Source organism: Brevibacillus sp. WF146 (genome assembly GCF_001673705.2).
Taxonomy (GTDB): Bacteria; Bacillota; Bacilli; order Brevibacillales; family Brevibacillaceae; genus Brevibacillus; species Brevibacillus thermoruber.
In genome coordinates this window covers 2159097-2176410 of record NZ_CP109943.1, presented here as the reverse complement: position 1 = coordinate 2176410, position 17314 = coordinate 2159097, and the positions used below count along the sequence as shown (strand labels likewise).

The window sequence follows — 17314 nt, the reverse complement described above, 5'->3', positions numbered from 1 at the left end:
GTAAGCTCCTCCTTGTTTATCCGATGATTTGATGAATTTATTGTAATTTTTGTACGCGGTCCCACTGGCTGATGATGTCGGTCACGCGCACGCCAAAATTTTCATCGATCACGACGACTTCCCCTTTGGCGATCAGCTTGTTGTTGACCAGGATGTCGACGTGTTCGCCTGCCAGCTTGTCCAGTTGGATGATCGATCCGGCCGACAGGTCGAGAATTTCCTTGATCAGTTTTTTCGTCCGCCCCAGTTCAACGGTCACCTGCAGAGGAATGTCCAGCAGCAGGTTGAGATTTTGTCCGTCAGCGGAAATCATCGGGCCACCTCCAAACGGCGCAAATTGGGCCGGTTTCACGTTCGCCTGGTTGTTCGGCTGTCCGCCCAGATGCTGCGGTGCGGGCGGCACCTGCTGCTGCTGCGCATACTGAGGTGGATACGGCGGATAGCCTGCGGGCATTCCCTGCGGGTAGGCGTTCGGGTACATGGGCTGTCCCGGGTATCCCGGATACCCCATCGGCGGCGCATATCCGGCCGGAGGAGCTTGCGGCGGTTGAACCGGCTGCTGCGGCGGTTGCACCGACTGCATCGGCTGCTGCGGCGAAGTCTCCTGCGCAGCGGGAGCGTTCTGCTGTACCTCCGGCTGTGGAGCCGACGCGCTCAATGCGGCCATTTCCGGCACCTCCGTCGTAGCCGCCGCCGCTTCCAGCTCGCTCGCGGAACCGCCGGTCAGCCGGTTGATCATTTCCCGGGCGAAGGAAAGCGGCAGAAGCTGCATGATGTTGGAGTCGATCAGCTCGCCATGTTCCCCCACTTTCAACCGGAAAGACACCTTGACAAGCGGTGTGTCATCCTCGGTGAAGCTGTGCCCTTCTTTTCCCTTGGCCAAATCCATGATGTCGATGCCGGGCGGAGAGATGTTCACCAACTGGTTGAAGATGGTGGACATCGACGTGGCGGCAGACCCCATCATCTGGTTCATCGCTTCCTGTACCGCGCTGATGTGCAGCTCCGACAGCTCCGTCGATTCCGGCCGGCCGGAACCGCCCATCATCAGGTCGGCGATCACCGCCGCGTCTTCCATCCGCACGACCAGCAGATTGATTCCCTTGAATCCGTCCGTGTACTCGACGTGAACCGCGACATGCGGGATGGGAAATTCCTTTTCCAGATCGTCGACCTGAACCATCGAGACCGTCGGCGTGGTGATGTCCACTTTTTGGTTCAACAGCGTGGAAAGAGCCGTTGCAGCGCTGCCGAAGGAGATGTTGCCGATTTCCCCGAGCGCGTCCTGCTCAAACTCGGTCAGGTAGTCGGCGACGTTGGGAGCGCTCGAAGCTTCTTCCTCTTCCTCCTCAACCAGATTGTTCGCGCGGAGCAGCGCGTCAATCTCTTCCTGAGAAAGCATGTCTCTACTCATTGTTTTCCTCCCCTTCCTCGAGGACTTCTTCGATCTGCACGGCTACACGCCCTTTTTGCGTACCGGGCTGTCCGAGGAACTTCAGGCGGTTGCCCACCCGGATTTTCAGCTTGTTCTCGATGAGCTGGTCGAGCTGGATCACATCACCCGGCTGTAACTGCAGGAACTCGCCCACCGTGATGGTGGCCGTGCCCAGCTCGGCGATCACCGGCAGCTTGGCCGTCTTCACCCGCTCCTCCACGCGCAGCCGCTCTTCTTCGTCCCTGTTCTTCTTCTGCTTGGAAAACCAATACTGCCCGGACAGCTTCGGCATGATCGGCTCCAGCACGACATGGGGCAGGCAGAGGTTGATCATGCCCGTGGTGTCTCCGATCTTCGTGCTGAACGAGATGACCGCAACAATTTCGTTGGGGGAAACGATCTGCATGAACTGCGGATTCATTTCCAGTCCTTCCAGATACGGATCAAGCTCGATAATCTGCTTCCATGCCTCATGAAACGTGTCCAGCGCCTTGCTGAACACCCGTTCCATGACTGTTGTTTCAATTTCCGTCAACGCCCCCATCTTGTCCGGAATCGTTCCCTGTCCGCCGAGAAGCCGATCCAGCATGGTGTATGCGATGTTCGGATTCACTTCCAATACCATGCGCCCTTCCAGCGGTGGCGCCTCAAAAATGTTGAGAATGGTCATTTTGGGAATGGAGCGAATAAACTCGTCATACGGCAATTGGTCGACGGAGGCAACCGTAATTTGCACGAAGGTACGAAGCTGAGCGGAAAAATACGTCGTCAACAGCCGCGCATAGTTTTCGTGAATGCGCGTCAGGCCGCGGATCTGGTCTTTGGAAAAACGCAAGGCCCGTTTAAAGTCGTATACTTTTACCTTTCGCTCAGTCTCTTCTTTTTTCAGCTCGTTGGCATCCATCTCTCCCGACGAGAGTGCGGCCAACAACGCGTCAATCTCACTTTGTGAGAGAACCTCGGCCATGTGTCGTCACCTCCCAGCTATGTATACATCCATCGCGGCTTACGACAAGACGCGCTTCGTCGTCAGCACCTGCACGATTTTTCCTTCCTGCATGAGCGAACTGATTTCGTTCATGATCTTGGCTTCCAGTTTGTTGACGCCTTCCGTTCCCTTGATGTCCTCGGGGGAGAGGCCGGCCAGCGTCTTGATGATGATCTGGTTGACCTGGGGCAGGCGCTGCTCCAGTTCTTCCTTGGCATCCGCACTGTCCGCCGTAATCGTGAAGCGGACAATGATGTAGTTGTTGGAGAGCAGATTGGTGGTGATTTCTCCGGTATCGACGGAGTATTCCTCCAGTTCCTTAGCCGTGAGAGCCTTTACCTCCTTTTCTTCTCCATGGCCTGCGGTTTGTGCTGCTGGGGACAGGTACGTCTGCCAGAGAACGAAGGAAACGACGCCCAGAAGCGAAATCGCGATGATGATGATAAGTGCCATGTTAAACAACCGGTTTTGAAACATCACACGTGCCTCCCGCTATTCAATGAAATCGTCCGGAACGCGCGGCGCCGCGCTTGCCGGGAACGTCTGCCTGTAAAAGTCCACTATCCGCGAAGCCACTACCTCAGCGCTTTCCCTGACGATGTACTTCTTGCCGGTAAACAGCGTGATGACCGTGTCGGGAGTGGATTCCACCATTTCGACATGGGTAGCGTTGAGGTAAAACGCCCCGCCGTTAAATCGCGTCAGTCTGATCATCGGCTGCTCCTTTCGGGATGGGGGGCGGCGGGACGACCGCCTCCCCCTCACTCATCCGCTAGGCGTTATCGTTTCAGGTTGACCAGTTCTTCCAGCACGGTGTCAGACGTGGTGATGATGCGGGAGTTGGCCTGGAACCCGCGCTGAGCCACGATCATCTCGGTAAACTCTTCGGACAGGTCCACGTTGGACATCTCCAACTGGCCGGAGATGATGTTCACTTTGGCGGTTGTGGCATCAAGCGGCGTGTTGGGATCGTCTCCGTACGCCCCTGCGTTGACGGTATATTCGTACAGGGAGCTGCCGATTTTCTTGAGACCGCCCGGATTCTCAAACGTCATCAGCCCGATCTGGTAGGGGGTATCCAGCGCTCCCGTTTCATCCACCGTGGTGATGACCCCGTCTTTGCCGATGGAGTAGGAGACGATACCATCGTTCCGCGAGATTTGAATCGGATCGCCATTCACGTCTACCAGTTTCAAACCTTGCGGGTTTACCAAATAGCCAAGCGCGTCGCGGGTAAAGTTGCCGGCACGAGTGTAGTAGAACGTCTGGCCGTCATCCGGCGTGACCATGAAAAACGCTTCCCCTTCGATCGACAAATCCGTCGGCACGTTGGTGGTCATCGGGCTGCCCGCCGTAAACACGGTGTCGATGGAGCCGATCTGCGTTCCCAGTCCGACCTGCATCGGGTTGGATCCGCCTTTCCCACCGTCGGTTGGAGCGGTGGCACCGGCAATGTTTTGGCTGAGAATGTCCTGAAACATCGCACGGCCCTTCTTGAATCCCACCGTGTTCACGTTGGCGATGTTGTTGCCGATTACGTCCAGTTTGGTTTGAAAACCGCGCAGACCGGAAATGCCGGAGTACATGGAACGAAGCATAACGCAATTCCTCCTTCACAAATGGGTATCGGGTGTTTTGTCGACTGCCTCGGTCAGTCGGCAGCCGGCGGGCTCCCTCCGAGAGGTCCAGCCCTGTGATCCTGTCATGCAAAGACCGCGCTGTCGATGTTGGTAAACACGTTTTCCTTCATGCTGACGACGTCGACGGCGGTGATCACTTTTCGATTGATGATGCTGACGACGTAGGCGACGTTGTCCATCATGATCAGCGATTCTTTCGCCCCTTTGTCAGCCGCTTTTTGCACGGCCGACTGCAGTCGGTTCAGCTCGGCTTCGTTGAGCGAAATCCCCCGTTCGCGCAGACGCGTCAGCGCGTGCTGGCTGAACGTGAGGGACTTGGGGCCTTCCGCTTGGCCAACGGACTCGGCGAGGTAGTGGCGAAACGGTTTGCCGGCCGGTTCCGCGCCGGTTTGGCTGACAGCGGCTGGCCGCTTTGGCTTGTTGGGAAAGTAGGTCTGCCCCACGTAAAACGTGTGCATGGCGGGTCCCCCTTTCACGAACAGCTAGACCGGATAGCGGATGCCGTTCATGGCAGCGCGGCCAAACTCCCGCCCAACCGCGGCAACATCACTTTCCTCCAGCAGGGCGTCCAGCGAAAATTCCGCCTGATCTTCCTGCTGTTCCTGTCGCTGGCGTCCATCGCCTTGCTGACGTGCCTGTTCCCGCTGCTGCTGGAAGGCAAACGAACTCGCCTGCTGCTGATTCACTTCCAGGCGGTCCACCTGCAGGCCTTGCTGGGTCAACGCCGCGCGAAGCTGCGGAAGCTGGTTGTCCAGCAATTCCTTGCCGGCCGCCGTTTCCGCGGAAAACTGAGCCGTAATCACCCCGTCACGGGCTGTGATGATCACGTCCACTTGTCCCAGCGACTGCGGGTGGAGAATCAGTTTGGCCTCGTGCACGCCGTTCCCCTGCGTGATTTTCATCTGCTGGACAAACAGCTGCGTGACTTGCTGCGCAAATTGATGCGCGTGTACCGGATGGGATGTCACCGGCTGCTGCGAAATCCGGCCATGACTGGCCACCTGGTGGAACGGAAGGACAGCCGCCTGCTCAGGCAGAAGGGCTGAATCCGATTCCGCCAGCGGCGAAGCCTGCACATTCAGCGTCTGCCGCGCTGGTGTGCCGCTGCCCCGCACCTGTACGGCGGCTTCCGCCTGGTAGCTGGACAGGGCCTGCGTGACGCGAAGGGACTGCATGTTGAGTTCCTTCTCCGCGTGCCGGACCGGAACGACAGACGGTTCAGCGCTCCGAATACCGCCCTTTCCATGGATCAAGACGAGCGGCAGCTTCCTGGCGTCACCCGCCTGTTTGCCGGCCGCTTCCCGCAGCTCCTCGCCAAACTGCTTCAGCAGAGCCGCCACCTGCTTGTCCACCTGCTGCCATTCCGGCACCTTCGCGCCTCCTTCGGCACGTGCGAACGATACGAGCACATCGGCCAGTTTTTCTGCCGTTGCCTGCGGGATTCCCCGCTGAGTGAACGTAGCGGTTACCTCTTCGGGATCCTGCGTGTGAAGCGTGGGGAAAAGCTGTTGGATCAGCGCCAGCAGATCTGCCAGCAGCGCCATGTCTTCGGCGCCTGCTTCTCCCGGCAGGGTCTGGGGCAGTTCCCCCGCCTGCACATTCTGCAGCGCGTTTCCGATCTGTGCAGCAAACAGATCGCCGCCGCCGTCCGGTTTCTGCTGTGCCGAAACGCCGGATGTGGTGGCGGACGCCGCCGGGGCCCCCTTCACATTGGCTACATTCATCTCATTCACCTCCTCGGGTTGTATTGTTGCTTATGAGAACGACAGACGCGGTTCTTGTATTGCCGTCGCCTATCGAAGCAACTCGCTTGTGATGCGGGCAGCCACGTTCTCATTCCTCTGGCTGTCCTGCTGGGCGATCGCCGCCAGGATTTGCGCCCGTTTGTCATGAGACAGGCCGGCCATGATGGAGATGGCCCGGTTGCGGTTGGTGCCCATCAGCGAGCGGATGACGGCGGCGGCATCCTCAGCCGGCATCTGCGAGAAGGTCTGGATCAGCGAATCGATGCTGGTCGTATCCTTCCGCGTCTCGCTCAGCGCCTTGGTCAAGATCTGTACCCGTTCCTGCAGCGCGGCGATGTCATCGTCCTTGTTCACCACCGTATCCTTCAATTGAATGGAGATGTCGGCCGCTTTTTTCGGATCCATCTTGGCCAGGATGTTCGCCTGCTGCTCCGGTTTCATCTTCGTCATGACCGAAACCGCTTCGCTCAGGCTGAGGTTTTCGACGATGGCCGCCGCGTTTTTGGGCGACATCGTCGCGTACAATTTGGCCAGGTCCTGATACTGCTTCTGCCGCTCCTCCTCGCTGGTGCGCTTGTCCTCGAGCATCTTTTGCAAATCCTGCACCTGTTTTTCCAACGCCTGAATGGTGGCGTCCTTTTTCGCCGTTTCGCTCTGCAGGCTGGCGATTGTCTGTTTGTTTTTCGCCTGCTCCTCCTGCAAGCTGCTCACCTGTTTGCCAAGGTCGACTGACTTTTCTTCCGCATCGGCCGTCGCGTACTGGTCAGGCACGATTTTTTCCACGTAGGGAATCGTGTTGGCCCAACTGAGCACGCTGCCCAACACGTTGTATCCCAACAGGCTGAGTAGCACGCCTCCGAGGAGAGTGGCAAACAGAGCGGGGATCGCAATCATGTAGAAAAACCATTCCCACCTGCTGTACTCCCGTTCTTCTTGGATCTCTTCCATCGTGAACCTCCCTCAGTTGCTCCTGCGAAGATAGAGCTGCGTGCCAATCTCGTCCAATTCCTTCTGCTCCCTGAGCCTTTCCGCGTAGAGAAACTGCCCGAGCGCCTTTTCCCGCAGCCGCTGCCACAGTTGCGTCTCCCGCATCCGCTCCGCCAGCCTGCGCTGGCAGCGCTCCACTTCCTGCTCACACCCGTACAGCGTCCGCCGCTGGTTGGCGATGGATTGTTCGACGGCCTGGCGGTACCGCGTGAGTTCGATCAACTGGGCCGCGCTGCAGGTTTGGCTCTGCGCCTCGTGCAGCATGTTGGTCACCGCCTCGTGGCGCTCCGTCAGTCGAAACAGCTTGAGCTCCTCTTCGTTCTTTCGCTGCACGGATTTGCCAAACGCCCACTCCGCCTGCTCTTTTTCCTTTTCTTTTACATCCAGCACTTTTTGGAGTTGAAACCGGAACACGTTCACGCTAGTTCACCCCTCCGAAATGGGCGGTTAACGCCTGAATCGTGGTGTCCAGATCGGACGGTTCGTGCGTTCCCTGCGCCGTAAAATCGCGGATGATGTCCTTGTAGCGAATCGCCGCGTCAATCTCCCGGTTGGTTCCCGGCTTGTAGGCGCCGATGTTGATCAGGTCTTCCGCTTCCCGGAATGTGGCGAGATGCCGCTTTACCTGGCGGGCCGCTTCGAGATGACGTTCAGTGCAGATCTCGTTCATCACCCGGCTGACGCTGGCAAGCACGTCAATCGCCGGAAAGTGTCCCTTTTGCGCGATTTTTCGGTCGAGGACGATATGCCCGTCCAAGATCCCGCGCACCGCGTCCGCGATCGGATCGTTCATGTCGTCGGAATCGACCAGAACGGTGTAAAAACCGGTGATGCTGCCTTTGTCCGCCGTGCCGGCCCGCTCCAACAGCTTGGGCAGCAGAGCAAACACGGACGGGGTGTAGCCGCGCGTCGCCGGCGGTTCGCCGATCGCCAGGCCGATTTCCCGCTGCGCCATGGCAAAACGGGTGACCGAATCCATCATCAGCATGACGTTCAGGCCGCGGTCGCGAAAATACTCGGCGATCGAGGTGGCGATCATTGCCCCTTTGATCCGGATCATGGCCGGCTGGTCGGAGGTGGCGACAACGACAACCGACCTCTTCAGTCCTTCTTCCCCGAGATCCCGCTCGATAAACTCCATCACCTCGCGGCCGCGCTCCCCGATCAGGGCGATGACGTTGATGTCCGCCGTCGTGTTGCGGGCGATCATTCCCAGCAGCGTGCTCTTTCCGACGCCGGAACCGGCGAAGATCCCCACACGCTGTCCTTTTCCGACCGTCAAGAGCCCGTCGATGGCCCGCACGCCGACGCTGAGCGGTTCTGTGATGCGCGGCCGCAGCAGCGGATTGGGCGGCGCATTGTTGGTCGGATAGGTGGCAAGGCCGGGCGGGATGCTTCCCTTCAGCGGGCGTCCCAATCCGTCCAGCACCTTGCCGAGGATTTCCGGTCCCACTTTGACGGACAGCGAACTGCCGGTCGCCACGACGTCACTGCCCGGCCCGATGGAGGTCAGCTCCCCCAGCGGCATCAGCAGGACCTTGTTGTCCCGAAAGCCGACCACTTCGGCGATGATGGGCTCGCCGCTTTGCGGGAAGATCTGGCAGATTTCTCCCAGCTTCACTTCCGGCCCCTGCGACTCGATCGTCAGGCCCACCACCTGCGTAACCTTTCCGTTGACCCGCACCGGGTCGATACTCTCCAGCGCCTGTCTGTATTTCGCCAGGTCGAGGATCGTCATATCCCTTCACTCCCCCTGGCGATGTCCAGCAAACACTGTTTGATTTCATGTAATTGCGTGTCGATTCGTGCATCGACGCTTCCCAGCGGAGTCCGAATCACGCAGCCGTCGTCCTGTACGGTGTGATCCGGGTAAATGGAGAGCTCCGCCTGCCCGTCCAGGAGGGCGAGCAGTTGGGCGCGCTGCTCCTGTACAAACGCGTAGTGGCGGTGATTGACGCAGACGGAGATGTGGCCGTGCACGCGTGAGCGGCGCAGCAATTTCTTCACCATCTCCAGCACCGTCTCCGGCGAGCCGTGCAGCTCCGTCCCGATCACCTTTTTCGCTACGTCCACGCTCAGCTCCACCAGGAACGGTTCCGCTTCGGCAATGATCCGTTCCTTTTCGGCGTACGCCTGCTCCAAAAGGGAACGGGCCTGTTCCACACAGCCGGCCTCTTCTTCCAGCGCCTGCCGCTTTCCGTCCGCGTAACCGGCGTCAAATCCTTCCCGGCTCGCCTGTTCCCGCGTTTCCTGAAACAGCGCCTCCGCTTCGCGCCGTTTTTCCTCCCACCAGCGTTCCACTTCCGCGAGCGCCTGCCGCTTGATTTCCTCCGCCTGCTCCATGGCCTCGCGAAGCACGCTCTGCGCGGTTTCCTCCGCATCCTGGAGGATGATTTTCGCTTCGTCCTCAGCATTTTTTACCATTTGATGATTTTCTTGCAACCTTTCGGAAGATTGCACCGTCTGTAATGGTGAAGTCCTCAACGAGAGGAGAACCGACTCGTCCGAAGCCTGGTAGTGGGACAGCTTGATGATTCTAGACAATGATATCATCCCCTCCACCGCGGGCGATGATGATCTCACCCGCCTCTTCTAAGCGGCGAATGATCGCGACGATGCGGGACTGGGCTTCTTCGACGTCGCGCAGACGAACGGGACCCATAAACTCCATTTCTTCCTTGAAGGTGTCCGCCATCCGTTTGGACATGTTCCGGAAGATGACTTCGCGGACTTCCTCGCTGGCCACCTTGAGCGCGAGCTGAAGATCGGTATTTTCCACGTCGCGGATAACCCGTTGGATGGAACGGTTGTCCAGCGTGGCGATATCTTCGAAGACAAACATGCGCTTCTTGATCTCTTCCGCCAGTTCGGGGTCCTGGATCTCCAGCGAGTCCAAAATGGTCCGCTCGGTTCCGCGGTCCACGCCGTTGAGAACGGCGACGATCGCTTCGATACCGCCGGCCTGGGTGTAATCCTGGGTGACGGTTGCGGACAGTTTTTGCTCCAGAACCTGCTCCACCTGGGCGATGACCTCCGGTGACGTGCTGTCCATCAGCGCGATCCGCTTGGCCACGTCAGCCTGCCGGTCCTGCGGCAGCGCGGAGAGAATCATCGCCGCCTGCTGCGGCTCCAGATAGGAGAGCACCAGGGCAATCGTTTGCGGATGTTCGTTCTGGATAAAGTTCAGGATCTGGCCCGGGTCCGCTTTGCGGGCAAAGTCGAACGGGCGTACCTGCAGATTGGCGGTCAGACGGTTGATGATATCCATCGCTTTCGATTCGCCCAACGCTTTTTGCAGAATTTCCTTCGCGTATGTAATCCCGCCTTGGGCGATCACTTCCTTGGCGACCGCTATCTGGTGAAACTCGGCAAGAATCTTGTCTTTTTCATCGGAATCAACCTTCCGGACGTTGGCAATTTCCAACGTAAGCTGCTCAATCTCATCTTCGCGCAAGTGCTTGAACACCTGGGCGGAGATTTCCGGCCCGAGCGAGATGAGAAGGATCGCAGCCTTCTGTCGTCCGGTCAACTCTTTGGCGCCGCGAGCCATACTGCTTTCACTCCTTAGTCTTCAGCTAACCACGTGCGAAGCAAGACAACGAATTCGTCCGGCTTGCTGCGCGCTAGTTTTTCCAGTTGCTTGCGCACCACCACTTGATCCGTGTCTTCCTGGTAGGTCAAATCCGGAATCTCCATCGGCTGCGGCGGCATCAGGTCCGGAACCTCTTCTTCTTGCAGCTTCGCTTGGCGGCGGCGGCGATAGATAAGGAATGCGACCGCACCAAGAGCCAACAGGGCGACTGCACCTGCCCCGTACAAATACGGTGTCAAGTCGGTGGAGCTGTCAACGGCCACCTTGCCGGAGAATTGACGCGGCAAGACGGAGATGTGCTGGTCCAGTTCCTCCTGGGTCAACTGCACGCCTCTGTCGCTTAACGTGACCCGCACCACGTTGCGGAGCACCTGTTTGATGCTTTCGATGGTCTGTGCATCCAACTGCCCGCCTTCCGGAGGCTCCACGCCGACGTTGATCGTGATGTCCTCGATCTTGTACGGGCTCATCGTGATGTTGCGGGTGATTCGGTTTACTTCGCGGTTGATCGTATCGTTCAGTTCCTCGTACTGGCTGTTGCTTCCCTGCGGCGTGCTTCCCGGATAGCCGGGGACGGCGTTTCCGCCCGTTCCCGCCGTTCCGCCCGGAGGGGCACCCTGCCCGGAGAACGTTTTGGATGATTTTTGGGATGAGATGATAAGTCCTTCGTTGTTTTCCTTATCCGGCGCTTCGACCAGGTTTTCCACGCGGTTTTCCTTGTCGAAATTCATCTTGATAAACGTATGGACGATGACCTTATCCCTGCCCATCATCGTACCCAACAGTTGATACAGGTTTTGCTGGATCTCCCGCTCGACGTTGGCCCTGATTTTTTCCTGCTGCTCGAACCCGGTCAGCGAGCCTTCCGCTTCGCTGCCGTCCTTCCACTCCAGCAGGTTGGAGTACTGGTCGGAAATCGTGATGTTTTCCGGCGGCAGCTTGGGCACGCTGCGGGATACCAGCAGGTACAGCGCGTTGATCTGCTTTTGGTCCAACCGGGTACCCGGTTCCACGTCGACGATGACGGAGGCTGTCGCCGTTTCGGGCTTCTCCGTGATCCAGACGCTTTCCTCCGGCAGGTTGATCATCACCTGAGCGCTTCTGACGCCGTTTACCCGCTCCAGCATTTTGCGCAGTTCCTGCTGCAGCGCCTCTTTTTTCATCACGTCAAACTGACGGTCTGTGACGCCCAGCGTGTTGGAGAAGATCTCCGTATTGATGCCCGCCTGGCTGGGGATTCCTTGTGCGGCCAAATCGACGATGACATCTTGGGCCAGCTTTTGCGGAACCTCGATGTTGGTCCCGTTATCCGTGATCCGGTAGGGAATTTTCTTGCTTTCCAGTTCCTGCTTGATCAATCCGATTTCCTGTTCACTCAGCCTCTGGTTGTAGAGGGGCGTGTAGACCGGCTGTGAGGCAATGTATATGTATAGGCCGAGAGAGATGAGCAAAAACAGCACGATCCCGGAAATCATCCACCTTCGCTTGGGCGAAAGCTGATTCCATTTCGCCAAGACTTGCTCTTTATACTGTGATAGACGTTCGTTCATGGTTCACCTCACCAAGAATACCGACAACGTTAAATAGGCATGCGCATGATTTCCTGGTAGGATTCAATCACCTTGTTGCGCACCTGCAAGGCCATTTGCAGAATGATCGCGGATTTCTGACCGGCGATCATGACCTGATGCACGTCCTGGACTTGTCCGGCTGCGAACCGGTCCGCCAGTACGGCTGATTCCACCTGCGCCTGATTGACCTGATCGAGCGCATCCGAGAGATAGGACGAAAAGGACTTCGTGACCTCGGCAGGCGTATACGTCTTCGTCAGGGGTTTTGGCTGTATCGCGTCCGTTCGGGAAAGCGCGCTAATGTCCATTCCTTACGCCTCCTTTTACTTGATCTCCAGTGCTTTCATCATCATGCTTTTGGCTGCGTTCAAGACGGTGACGTTGGCTTCGTAGGAACGCGAGGCAGAGATCATGTCCACCATTTCCTTCATCACGTCGACGTTCGGCAGCAGCACGTATCCTTCTGCGTCGGCATCCGGATGCGTCGGATCGTACATCCGTTTGAACGGTGCGTTGTCTTCGCGGATTGCCGTCACACGGACGCCTTGTTCCGTCTGGCCGGTCACCGTGCCGATCGCCGCCTGCAGCAGGTTGTCAAACGACTGGCCGGTTACCGGCGTCAGTTCCACCATTTTGCGCTTGTACGGCTGCCAGGCCCCGTTCACGAATGTGGCGCGGGTCGTATTGGCGTTGGCGATGTTCGCCGCGATCGTATCCAACCGCAGGCGGTTGGCCGTCAGCGCAGACGCGCTTGTGTCCATTCCCTGAAACAGGCTCATCTACTATCTCCCTCCACCCTCGATCACGCTGCGCAGCTTCTGGAAGTATCCGGCGGTGAGCTGCGTCAGACCATTGTACCAGATCTGGTTTTTGGCCAACTCGTTCATCTCAAACTCCAGATCGACGTCGTTGCCGTTGTGCTGCATCATGTTGTCGGCATTCGAGACGATTTGCGGCATCGGCAGCGTCCCCGTGCCGGTAAACGGAATGTGCCGCTCATTCGTCCGGTACGCCTCCAGCTTCGGCTGTCCCGAAGTCCCCGCCAGTTCCTGCTGCAGCAGTTCCTCAAACACGACATGCTTGCTTTTGAACTGAGGGGTATCCACGTTGGCGATATTGTTTGCTATTGTTCGTTGTCGAAGCATAGCGGTGTCCAGCGACCGCTCCAGGACCTGCAAATGAAAGCTATCCAGCATCTTCCCACTCCCCTCATTCCGCTCTTTTTCCGCATAAATTTCGGAATTTCTCGCTTATTCGACACAAGAATACGACTCCATCATAGCAAAACTGGTATAACGAAAAAAGCCCTATTGTGGCAACTTTTCTCAAAATGATTCAATGGGACTAAATCCCTTATCCTTCCTGATATTACTAAGTTTTTGGCACGATCCTTGTTGCAATTCTATAATTTTACAGAGATACGAGTATTTTTGGCTCGAAAAACTTGATTCTGCACAACAAAAAATAGGACTATGTGCCCAGGAAAAAAGGTGTAGCTTTTACCATCGCTACACCTTTTCTTTACAGGATTTTCACACTCCGGAGACGTTCTCCCCCTGCCTCCAGGGGCTCCAAGTGTCAAGAAGTTTTCAGTTTTTCCAGTTCCGGCAGCAGTTTTTCGTTCAGCACCTTGATGAAGGTACCTTTCATCCCCAGCGAACGGGATTCGATCACGCCGGCGCTCTCCAGCTTGCGGAGGGCGTTGACAATGACGGAACGGGTAATGCCCACGCGGTCGGCGATTTTGGATGCGACCAGCAGGCCCTCTTTGCCTTCCAGCTCTTCAAAGATGTGTTCCACCGCTTCCAGTTCGCTGTAGGAGAGGGAGCCGATGGCCATCTGCACCACCGCTTTGCTGCGCGCTTCCTCCTCGATCGCTTCGGAGCGTTCCCGCAGGATTTCCATGCCGACAACGGTCGCGCCCACTTCGGCCAGGATCAGGTCATCGTCGACAAACTGGTTGTTGACGCGGCCGAGAATCAGCGTGCCCAGCCGGTCGCCGCCGCCGATGATCGGCACGATGGTGGTCCAACCGGTGCGGAATACTTCTTTCATCTCCACCGGGAAAATGGTGTACGGGCTGTCTACGTCCAGGTTGGCGGACGTCTCTTCCACTTTCAGAAGGCCGAGGCTGTACTCTTCCGGGAAACGGCGCTCTTCCAGCATTTTGCGGATGCGATCGTTGTCCACTTCCTGATGAATCGAAAAGCCGAGCAGTTTGCCCTTGCGGCTGACGACAAAGATGTTGGCTTCAATGACATCACTCAGCACTTGCGCCATCTCGTTGAAGTTGACGGCATGCCCTGCCGATTTTTGCAGCAGGCGGTTAATTCTTCTGGTTTTCGATAACAGATCCATTGTTACGTTCCTCCCAATAATAGTGATCGATTGGTTTTACAGAATGTACTGGCTTAAATCCTTGTTGCCGGCAATCGATCCGAGCTTGTCGCGGACGTACTCCGGCGTGATTTGCACCACATCCAAATGAATGTCCGGAGCCTCGAAGGAGAGGTCTTCCAGCAGTTTTTCCAGCATCGTGTGCAGACGCCGCGCGCCGATGTTGTCGGTCGCCTGGTTCACCTCCGCTGCCAGACGGGCGATTTCCTGGATCGCCTCCGGTGTAAATTCCACCCGGACGCCTTCCGTCTCCAAAAGCGCACTGTACTGCTTCAGCAGCGCATTTTTGGGCTCTGTCAAAATCCGGACAAAGTCTTCCGCCCGCAAGCTGGTCAGCTCCACACGGATGGGGAAGCGCCCCTGCAGTTCCGGAATCAGATCGGACGGTTTGGCCATGTGAAACGCACCGGCGGCAATGAACAGGATGTGGTCGGTCTTGACCGGTCCGTACTTGGTCATCACCGTCGAACCTTCCACGATCGGCAGGATGTCGCGCTGAACGCCTTCCCGCGAGACGTCGGGACCCCGGCCGTCCTTACCGGCGATTTTGTCGATCTCGTCAATAAAGATGATGCCGTGGTTTTCGGCACGGCGAATCGACTCCTGCGTGACTTCGTCCATATCCACCAGTTTTTGCGCTTCTTGTTGAATTAATACCTTTCGCGCATCTTTAATTCGCAATTTTCGCTTCTTCGTCCTCTTGGGGAGCAGGCTGCCCAACATGTCCTGCATCTGCATCCCCATCTGTTCCGTACCCGGAACCTGAAACAGGTCAAACATGGACGGGGATTGATCCTCCACGTCGATCTCGATCATCTGGTCCTCCAGTTGGCCGGCCGCGAGCTGCCAGGCCACCTGCCGGCGCTGCTGTTCCAGCGACGCGTCCTCCGTGTCGGACGAATGGGTCTGCTGCTGACCGCCGAACAGCATCTCCAGCGGATTCTTGAACGAATGCTGCTGTTTGCGCGAAGGGACGAGGATATTGACGATGGCGTCGTTGGCCAGCTTCTCCGCCTTCTCCCTGACGGCCTCCATTTTTTCCTGCTTTACGGTGCGGATGGCCGCTTCGACCAGGTCGCGAACCATCGACTCCACGTCGCGGCCCACATAGCCCACTTCCGTAAACTTGGTGGCCTCCACTTTGACAAACGGCGCCCCCGTCAGTTTGGCGATCCTGCGGGCGATCTCCGTTTTCCCCACACCGGTAGGCCCGATCATCAGGATGTTTTTCGGCACCACTTCATCCCTCAGGTGTTCCGGCAGCCGGCTGCGCCGGTACCTGTTGCGAAGCGCCACCGCGATGGCTTTTTTCGCCTGGGCCTGCCCGACGATGTATACGTCCAGATGTTCCACGATCTTGCGCGGGGTTAACTGCTCAAGGTTCAGCACAGGGAGTCCTCCCTTCCTTTCATTTCATCTCATCCACAACCAGATGGTCGTTGGTGAACACGCAGATCTCAGCAGCCGTCCGCAGCGCGGCTTCGGCAATCTCTTTGGCGCTCAGATGGGGCGCGTACCGTTTCAGCGCCCTGCCAGCGGCCAATGCGAAACTGCCTCCCGAGCCGATCGCGAGAATGCCGTCATCCGGTTCGATGATTTCGCCGTTGCCGGAAATGAGCAGCAGGTGCTCCTTGTTCATCACGATCATCATCGCTTCCAGCCGGCGCAGGATCTTATCCATGCGCCATTCTTTCGCCAGCTCCACAGCCGCCCGCTGCAGGTTGCCGTGGAACTCTTCCAGTTTGGCTTCAAACTTTTCAAAAAGGGTGATCGCATCCGCGACAGAGCCGGCAAACCCCGCCAGCACCTCGCCGCGGTACAGACGGCGCACTTTTTTTGCCCCGTGCTTCATCACCATGCTGTTGCCGAACGTGACCTGTCCGTCGCCGGCCATGGCCGCTTCGCCGTTGTGATGTATGGCAAAAATCGTTGTTGCATGAAACTGTTCCATTGCAGATTCCTCCCGCTTATGTACTTCCGGCGGACCCGGGATGGCTTGCGTTCGCGCGCGGATGGGCCGCGTCATAGACATGGCGCAGCCGTTCCTTGGTCACATGCGTATACACCTGCGTCGTCGAAACGTTGACGTGGCCCAACAGCTCCTGTACGGTCCGCAGATCGGCTCCCGCGTTCAGCAGATGGGTGGCAAAGGTGTGGCGGAACGTGTGCGGCGACACGCGCAGGTTCAGGGCGTGCTGCTCCACGTATTTGTCGACGATGCGGCGGACGCTCCGGTCGGACAGCGGTTCTCCCCGGTAGTTGAGAAGCAGATAGCCGTGGTCGCTGTTGCCGGCGAGCAGCTTCGGCCTTCCATATTCTAGGTATTTCCGAAGAATGTCGCAAGCATAAGTGCCAATCGGCACATATCGCTCCTTGGCCCCTTTTCCGTACACCAGGGCGATTCCCATGGAAACATTGACCGCATCCAGCGTCAGCGTCACCAGCTCCGACACGCGAATCCCGCTCGCATACAGCAGCTCGAAAATGAGCCGGTCGCGCATGCCGAGCGGGGTCTGTGTGTCAGGCAGGTCAAAAAATGGTTGCAGTTCATGCGGGTACAGGAAAGAGGGCAGCTTTTTTTCCACCTTGGGCGTGGACACCAGTTGAAACGGATTTTGCTCCAACCGGCCTTCCCTCAGCAAAAAACGGTACAGACTCCGCAAACTGGAGAGCTTGCGGGCGATGCTGCGCCGTGACAGCCCCCTTTTGGCCAAATGGGCGAGAAAAGAGCGGCCGTGTAAATAAGAAACAGCAGCAAATACGGGGATTTGGTGCTGTTCCATAAAGGCGACGAATTCGTTAATATCTGCCACGTACTGCTTCACCGTATGAGGAGAGGCATTTTTTTCGACGCGCAAGTAACGGGTGAACAGCTCCACGTCTATGGATATCGGCTGCGATTTGTCCATCTGGCATGCACCCTCCTCAAAGGCACCTATATAGTAACACAGCCGAAATT

At 57.6% G+C, this 17314-nt stretch carries 20 protein-coding genes; all 20 read right to left on the bottom strand.

The window, feature by feature from the left end:
- Nucleotides 1-37: 37 nt before the first annotated feature.
- The 20 genes from fliY to xerC all read right to left on the bottom strand — a co-directional run bounded on the left by fliY (nucleotide 38) and on the right by xerC (nucleotide 17264).
- The gene (gene fliY, locus A6764_RS10800; RefSeq protein ID WP_065066531.1) at nucleotides 38-1414 is read right to left on the bottom strand and encodes a flagellar motor switch phosphatase FliY; all 1377 of its coding nucleotides are present in this window, start codon (nucleotides 1412-1414) and stop codon (nucleotides 38-40) included.
- Nucleotides 1407-2402: a flagellar motor switch protein FliM gene (fliM, locus tag A6764_RS10795; RefSeq protein ID WP_029098956.1), complete on the bottom strand. Its 996-nt coding sequence runs from the start codon at nucleotides 2400-2402 to the stop codon at nucleotides 1407-1409. The genes fliY and fliM overlap by 8 nt, the downstream gene beginning before the upstream one ends.
- 39 nt (nucleotides 2403-2441) lie before the next feature.
- A complete protein-coding gene (locus tag A6764_RS10790) occupies nucleotides 2442-2900 on the bottom strand; it encodes a flagellar basal body-associated FliL family protein (protein ID WP_029098955.1) in 459 nt (152 codons plus the stop codon).
- Nucleotides 2901-2915: 15 nt separating this feature from the next.
- Nucleotides 2916-3137, bottom strand: a complete 222-nt coding sequence (locus A6764_RS10785; protein WP_065066532.1) for a flagellar FlbD family protein — start codon at nucleotides 3135-3137, stop codon at nucleotides 2916-2918.
- Between the two features lie 65 nt (nucleotides 3138-3202).
- Complete coding sequence (gene flgG / locus A6764_RS10780; RefSeq protein WP_065066533.1) at nucleotides 3203-4021, bottom strand: flagellar basal body rod protein FlgG; 819 nt, start codon at nucleotides 4019-4021, stop codon at nucleotides 3203-3205.
- Between the two features lie 104 nt (nucleotides 4022-4125).
- Entirely contained in the window at nucleotides 4126-4521 is a 396-nt protein-coding gene (locus A6764_RS10775; RefSeq protein WP_029098952.1) for a TIGR02530 family flagellar biosynthesis protein, read from the bottom strand.
- A gap of 24 nt (nucleotides 4522-4545) precedes the next feature.
- Complete coding sequence (locus tag A6764_RS10770; RefSeq protein WP_065066534.1) at nucleotides 4546-5787, bottom strand: flagellar hook-length control protein FliK; 1242 nt, start codon at nucleotides 5785-5787, stop codon at nucleotides 4546-4548.
- A gap of 69 nt (nucleotides 5788-5856) precedes the next feature.
- Nucleotides 5857-6756, bottom strand: coding sequence for a magnesium transporter MgtE N-terminal domain-containing protein (locus A6764_RS10765; RefSeq protein WP_029098951.1), 900 nt, complete (start codon nucleotides 6754-6756; stop codon nucleotides 5857-5859).
- A gap of 12 nt (nucleotides 6757-6768) precedes the next feature.
- Nucleotides 6769-7215 (bottom strand): flagellar export protein FliJ, encoded by a 447-nt coding sequence (fliJ, locus tag A6764_RS10760; RefSeq protein ID WP_035297325.1) that lies wholly within the window; start codon nucleotides 7213-7215, stop codon nucleotides 6769-6771.
- A 1-nt stretch (nucleotide 7216) separates the two neighbouring features.
- Nucleotides 7217-8533, bottom strand: a complete 1317-nt coding sequence (fliI, locus tag A6764_RS10755; RefSeq protein WP_029098949.1) for a flagellar protein export ATPase FliI — start codon at nucleotides 8531-8533, stop codon at nucleotides 7217-7219.
- Entirely contained in the window at nucleotides 8530-9348 is an 819-nt protein-coding gene (fliH, locus tag A6764_RS10750; RefSeq protein WP_065066535.1) for a flagellar assembly protein FliH, read from the bottom strand. Before fliH ends, fliI begins: the two co-directional genes overlap by 4 nt.
- Nucleotides 9332-10345 carry a flagellar motor switch protein FliG gene (gene fliG / locus A6764_RS10745; RefSeq protein WP_065066536.1) on the bottom strand — a complete coding sequence of 338 codons (1014 nt, stop codon included), beginning with the start codon at nucleotides 10343-10345 and terminating at the stop codon, nucleotides 9332-9334. The genes fliH and fliG overlap by 17 nt, the downstream gene beginning before the upstream one ends.
- A gap of 14 nt (nucleotides 10346-10359) precedes the next feature.
- A complete protein-coding gene (fliF, locus tag A6764_RS10740) occupies nucleotides 10360-11937 on the bottom strand; it encodes a flagellar basal-body MS-ring/collar protein FliF (RefSeq protein WP_029098946.1) in 1578 nt (525 codons plus the stop codon).
- Nucleotides 11938-11966: 29 nt separating this feature from the next.
- The gene (gene fliE, locus A6764_RS10735) at nucleotides 11967-12266 is read right to left on the bottom strand and encodes a flagellar hook-basal body complex protein FliE (protein WP_065066537.1); all 300 of its coding nucleotides are present in this window, start codon (nucleotides 12264-12266) and stop codon (nucleotides 11967-11969) included.
- Between the two features lie 15 nt (nucleotides 12267-12281).
- On the bottom strand, nucleotides 12282-12737 hold the full coding sequence (gene flgC / locus A6764_RS10730) for a flagellar basal body rod protein FlgC (RefSeq protein ID WP_065066538.1): 456 nt from the start codon (nucleotides 12735-12737) through the stop codon (nucleotides 12282-12284).
- A 3-nt stretch (nucleotides 12738-12740) separates the two neighbouring features.
- On the bottom strand, nucleotides 12741-13154 hold the full coding sequence (gene flgB, locus A6764_RS10725; RefSeq protein WP_029098943.1) for a flagellar basal body rod protein FlgB: 414 nt from the start codon (nucleotides 13152-13154) through the stop codon (nucleotides 12741-12743).
- A gap of 382 nt (nucleotides 13155-13536) precedes the next feature.
- A complete protein-coding gene (codY, locus tag A6764_RS10720; protein ID WP_029098942.1) occupies nucleotides 13537-14316 on the bottom strand; it encodes a GTP-sensing pleiotropic transcriptional regulator CodY in 780 nt (259 codons plus the stop codon).
- 36 nt (nucleotides 14317-14352) lie between these two features.
- Nucleotides 14353-15744 carry an ATP-dependent protease ATPase subunit HslU gene (gene hslU, locus A6764_RS10715; RefSeq protein WP_065066539.1) on the bottom strand — a complete coding sequence of 464 codons (1392 nt, stop codon included), beginning with the start codon at nucleotides 15742-15744 and terminating at the stop codon, nucleotides 14353-14355.
- A 19-nt stretch (nucleotides 15745-15763) separates the two neighbouring features.
- Nucleotides 15764-16306 (bottom strand): ATP-dependent protease subunit HslV, encoded by a 543-nt coding sequence (gene hslV / locus A6764_RS10710; protein WP_065066540.1) that lies wholly within the window; start codon nucleotides 16304-16306, stop codon nucleotides 15764-15766.
- Between the two features lie 16 nt (nucleotides 16307-16322).
- Nucleotides 16323-17264, bottom strand: coding sequence for a tyrosine recombinase XerC (gene xerC / locus A6764_RS10705; protein ID WP_065066541.1), 942 nt, complete (start codon nucleotides 17262-17264; stop codon nucleotides 16323-16325).
- Between the last annotated feature and the right edge of the window lie 50 nt (nucleotides 17265-17314).

Coding starts and splice junctions, on each gene's coding strand:
- fliY (WP_065066531.1), bottom strand. CDS start 1,414: ATGAGTAGAGACATGCTTTCTCAGGAAGAGATTGACGCGCTGCTCCGC.
- fliM (WP_029098956.1), bottom strand. CDS start 2,402: ATGGCCGAGGTTCTCTCACAAAGTGAGATTGACGCGTTGTTGGCCGCA.
- A6764_RS10790 (WP_029098955.1), bottom strand. CDS start 2,900: ATGTTTCAAAACCGGTTGTTTAACATGGCACTTATCATCATCATCGCG.
- A6764_RS10785 (WP_065066532.1), bottom strand. CDS start 3,137: ATGATCAGACTGACGCGATTTAACGGCGGGGCGTTTTACCTCAACGCT.
- flgG (WP_065066533.1), bottom strand. CDS start 4,021: ATGCTTCGTTCCATGTACTCCGGCATTTCCGGTCTGCGCGGTTTTCAA.
- A6764_RS10775 (WP_029098952.1), bottom strand. CDS start 4,521: ATGCACACGTTTTACGTGGGGCAGACCTACTTTCCCAACAAGCCAAAG.
- A6764_RS10770 (WP_065066534.1), bottom strand. CDS start 5,787: ATGAATGTAGCCAATGTGAAGGGGGCCCCGGCGGCGTCCGCCACCACA.
- A6764_RS10765 (WP_029098951.1), bottom strand. CDS start 6,756: ATGGAAGAGATCCAAGAAGAACGGGAGTACAGCAGGTGGGAATGGTTT.
- fliI (WP_029098949.1), bottom strand. CDS start 8,533: ATGACGATCCTCGACCTGGCGAAATACAGACAGGCGCTGGAGAGTATC.
- fliH (WP_065066535.1), bottom strand. CDS start 9,348: ATGATATCATTGTCTAGAATCATCAAGCTGTCCCACTACCAGGCTTCG.
- fliG (WP_065066536.1), bottom strand. CDS start 10,345: ATGGCTCGCGGCGCCAAAGAGTTGACCGGACGACAGAAGGCTGCGATC.
- fliF (WP_029098946.1), bottom strand. CDS start 11,937: ATGAACGAACGTCTATCACAGTATAAAGAGCAAGTCTTGGCGAAATGG.
- fliE (WP_065066537.1), bottom strand. CDS start 12,266: ATGGACATTAGCGCGCTTTCCCGAACGGACGCGATACAGCCAAAACCC.
- flgC (WP_065066538.1), bottom strand. CDS start 12,737: ATGAGCCTGTTTCAGGGAATGGACACAAGCGCGTCTGCGCTGACGGCC.
- flgB (WP_029098943.1), bottom strand. CDS start 13,154: ATGCTGGATAGCTTTCATTTGCAGGTCCTGGAGCGGTCGCTGGACACC.
- codY (WP_029098942.1), bottom strand. CDS start 14,316: ATGGATCTGTTATCGAAAACCAGAAGAATTAACCGCCTGCTGCAAAAA.
- hslV (WP_065066540.1), bottom strand. CDS start 16,306: ATGGAACAGTTTCATGCAACAACGATTTTTGCCATACATCACAACGGC.
- xerC (WP_065066541.1), bottom strand. CDS start 17,264: ATGGACAAATCGCAGCCGATATCCATAGACGTGGAGCTGTTCACCCGT.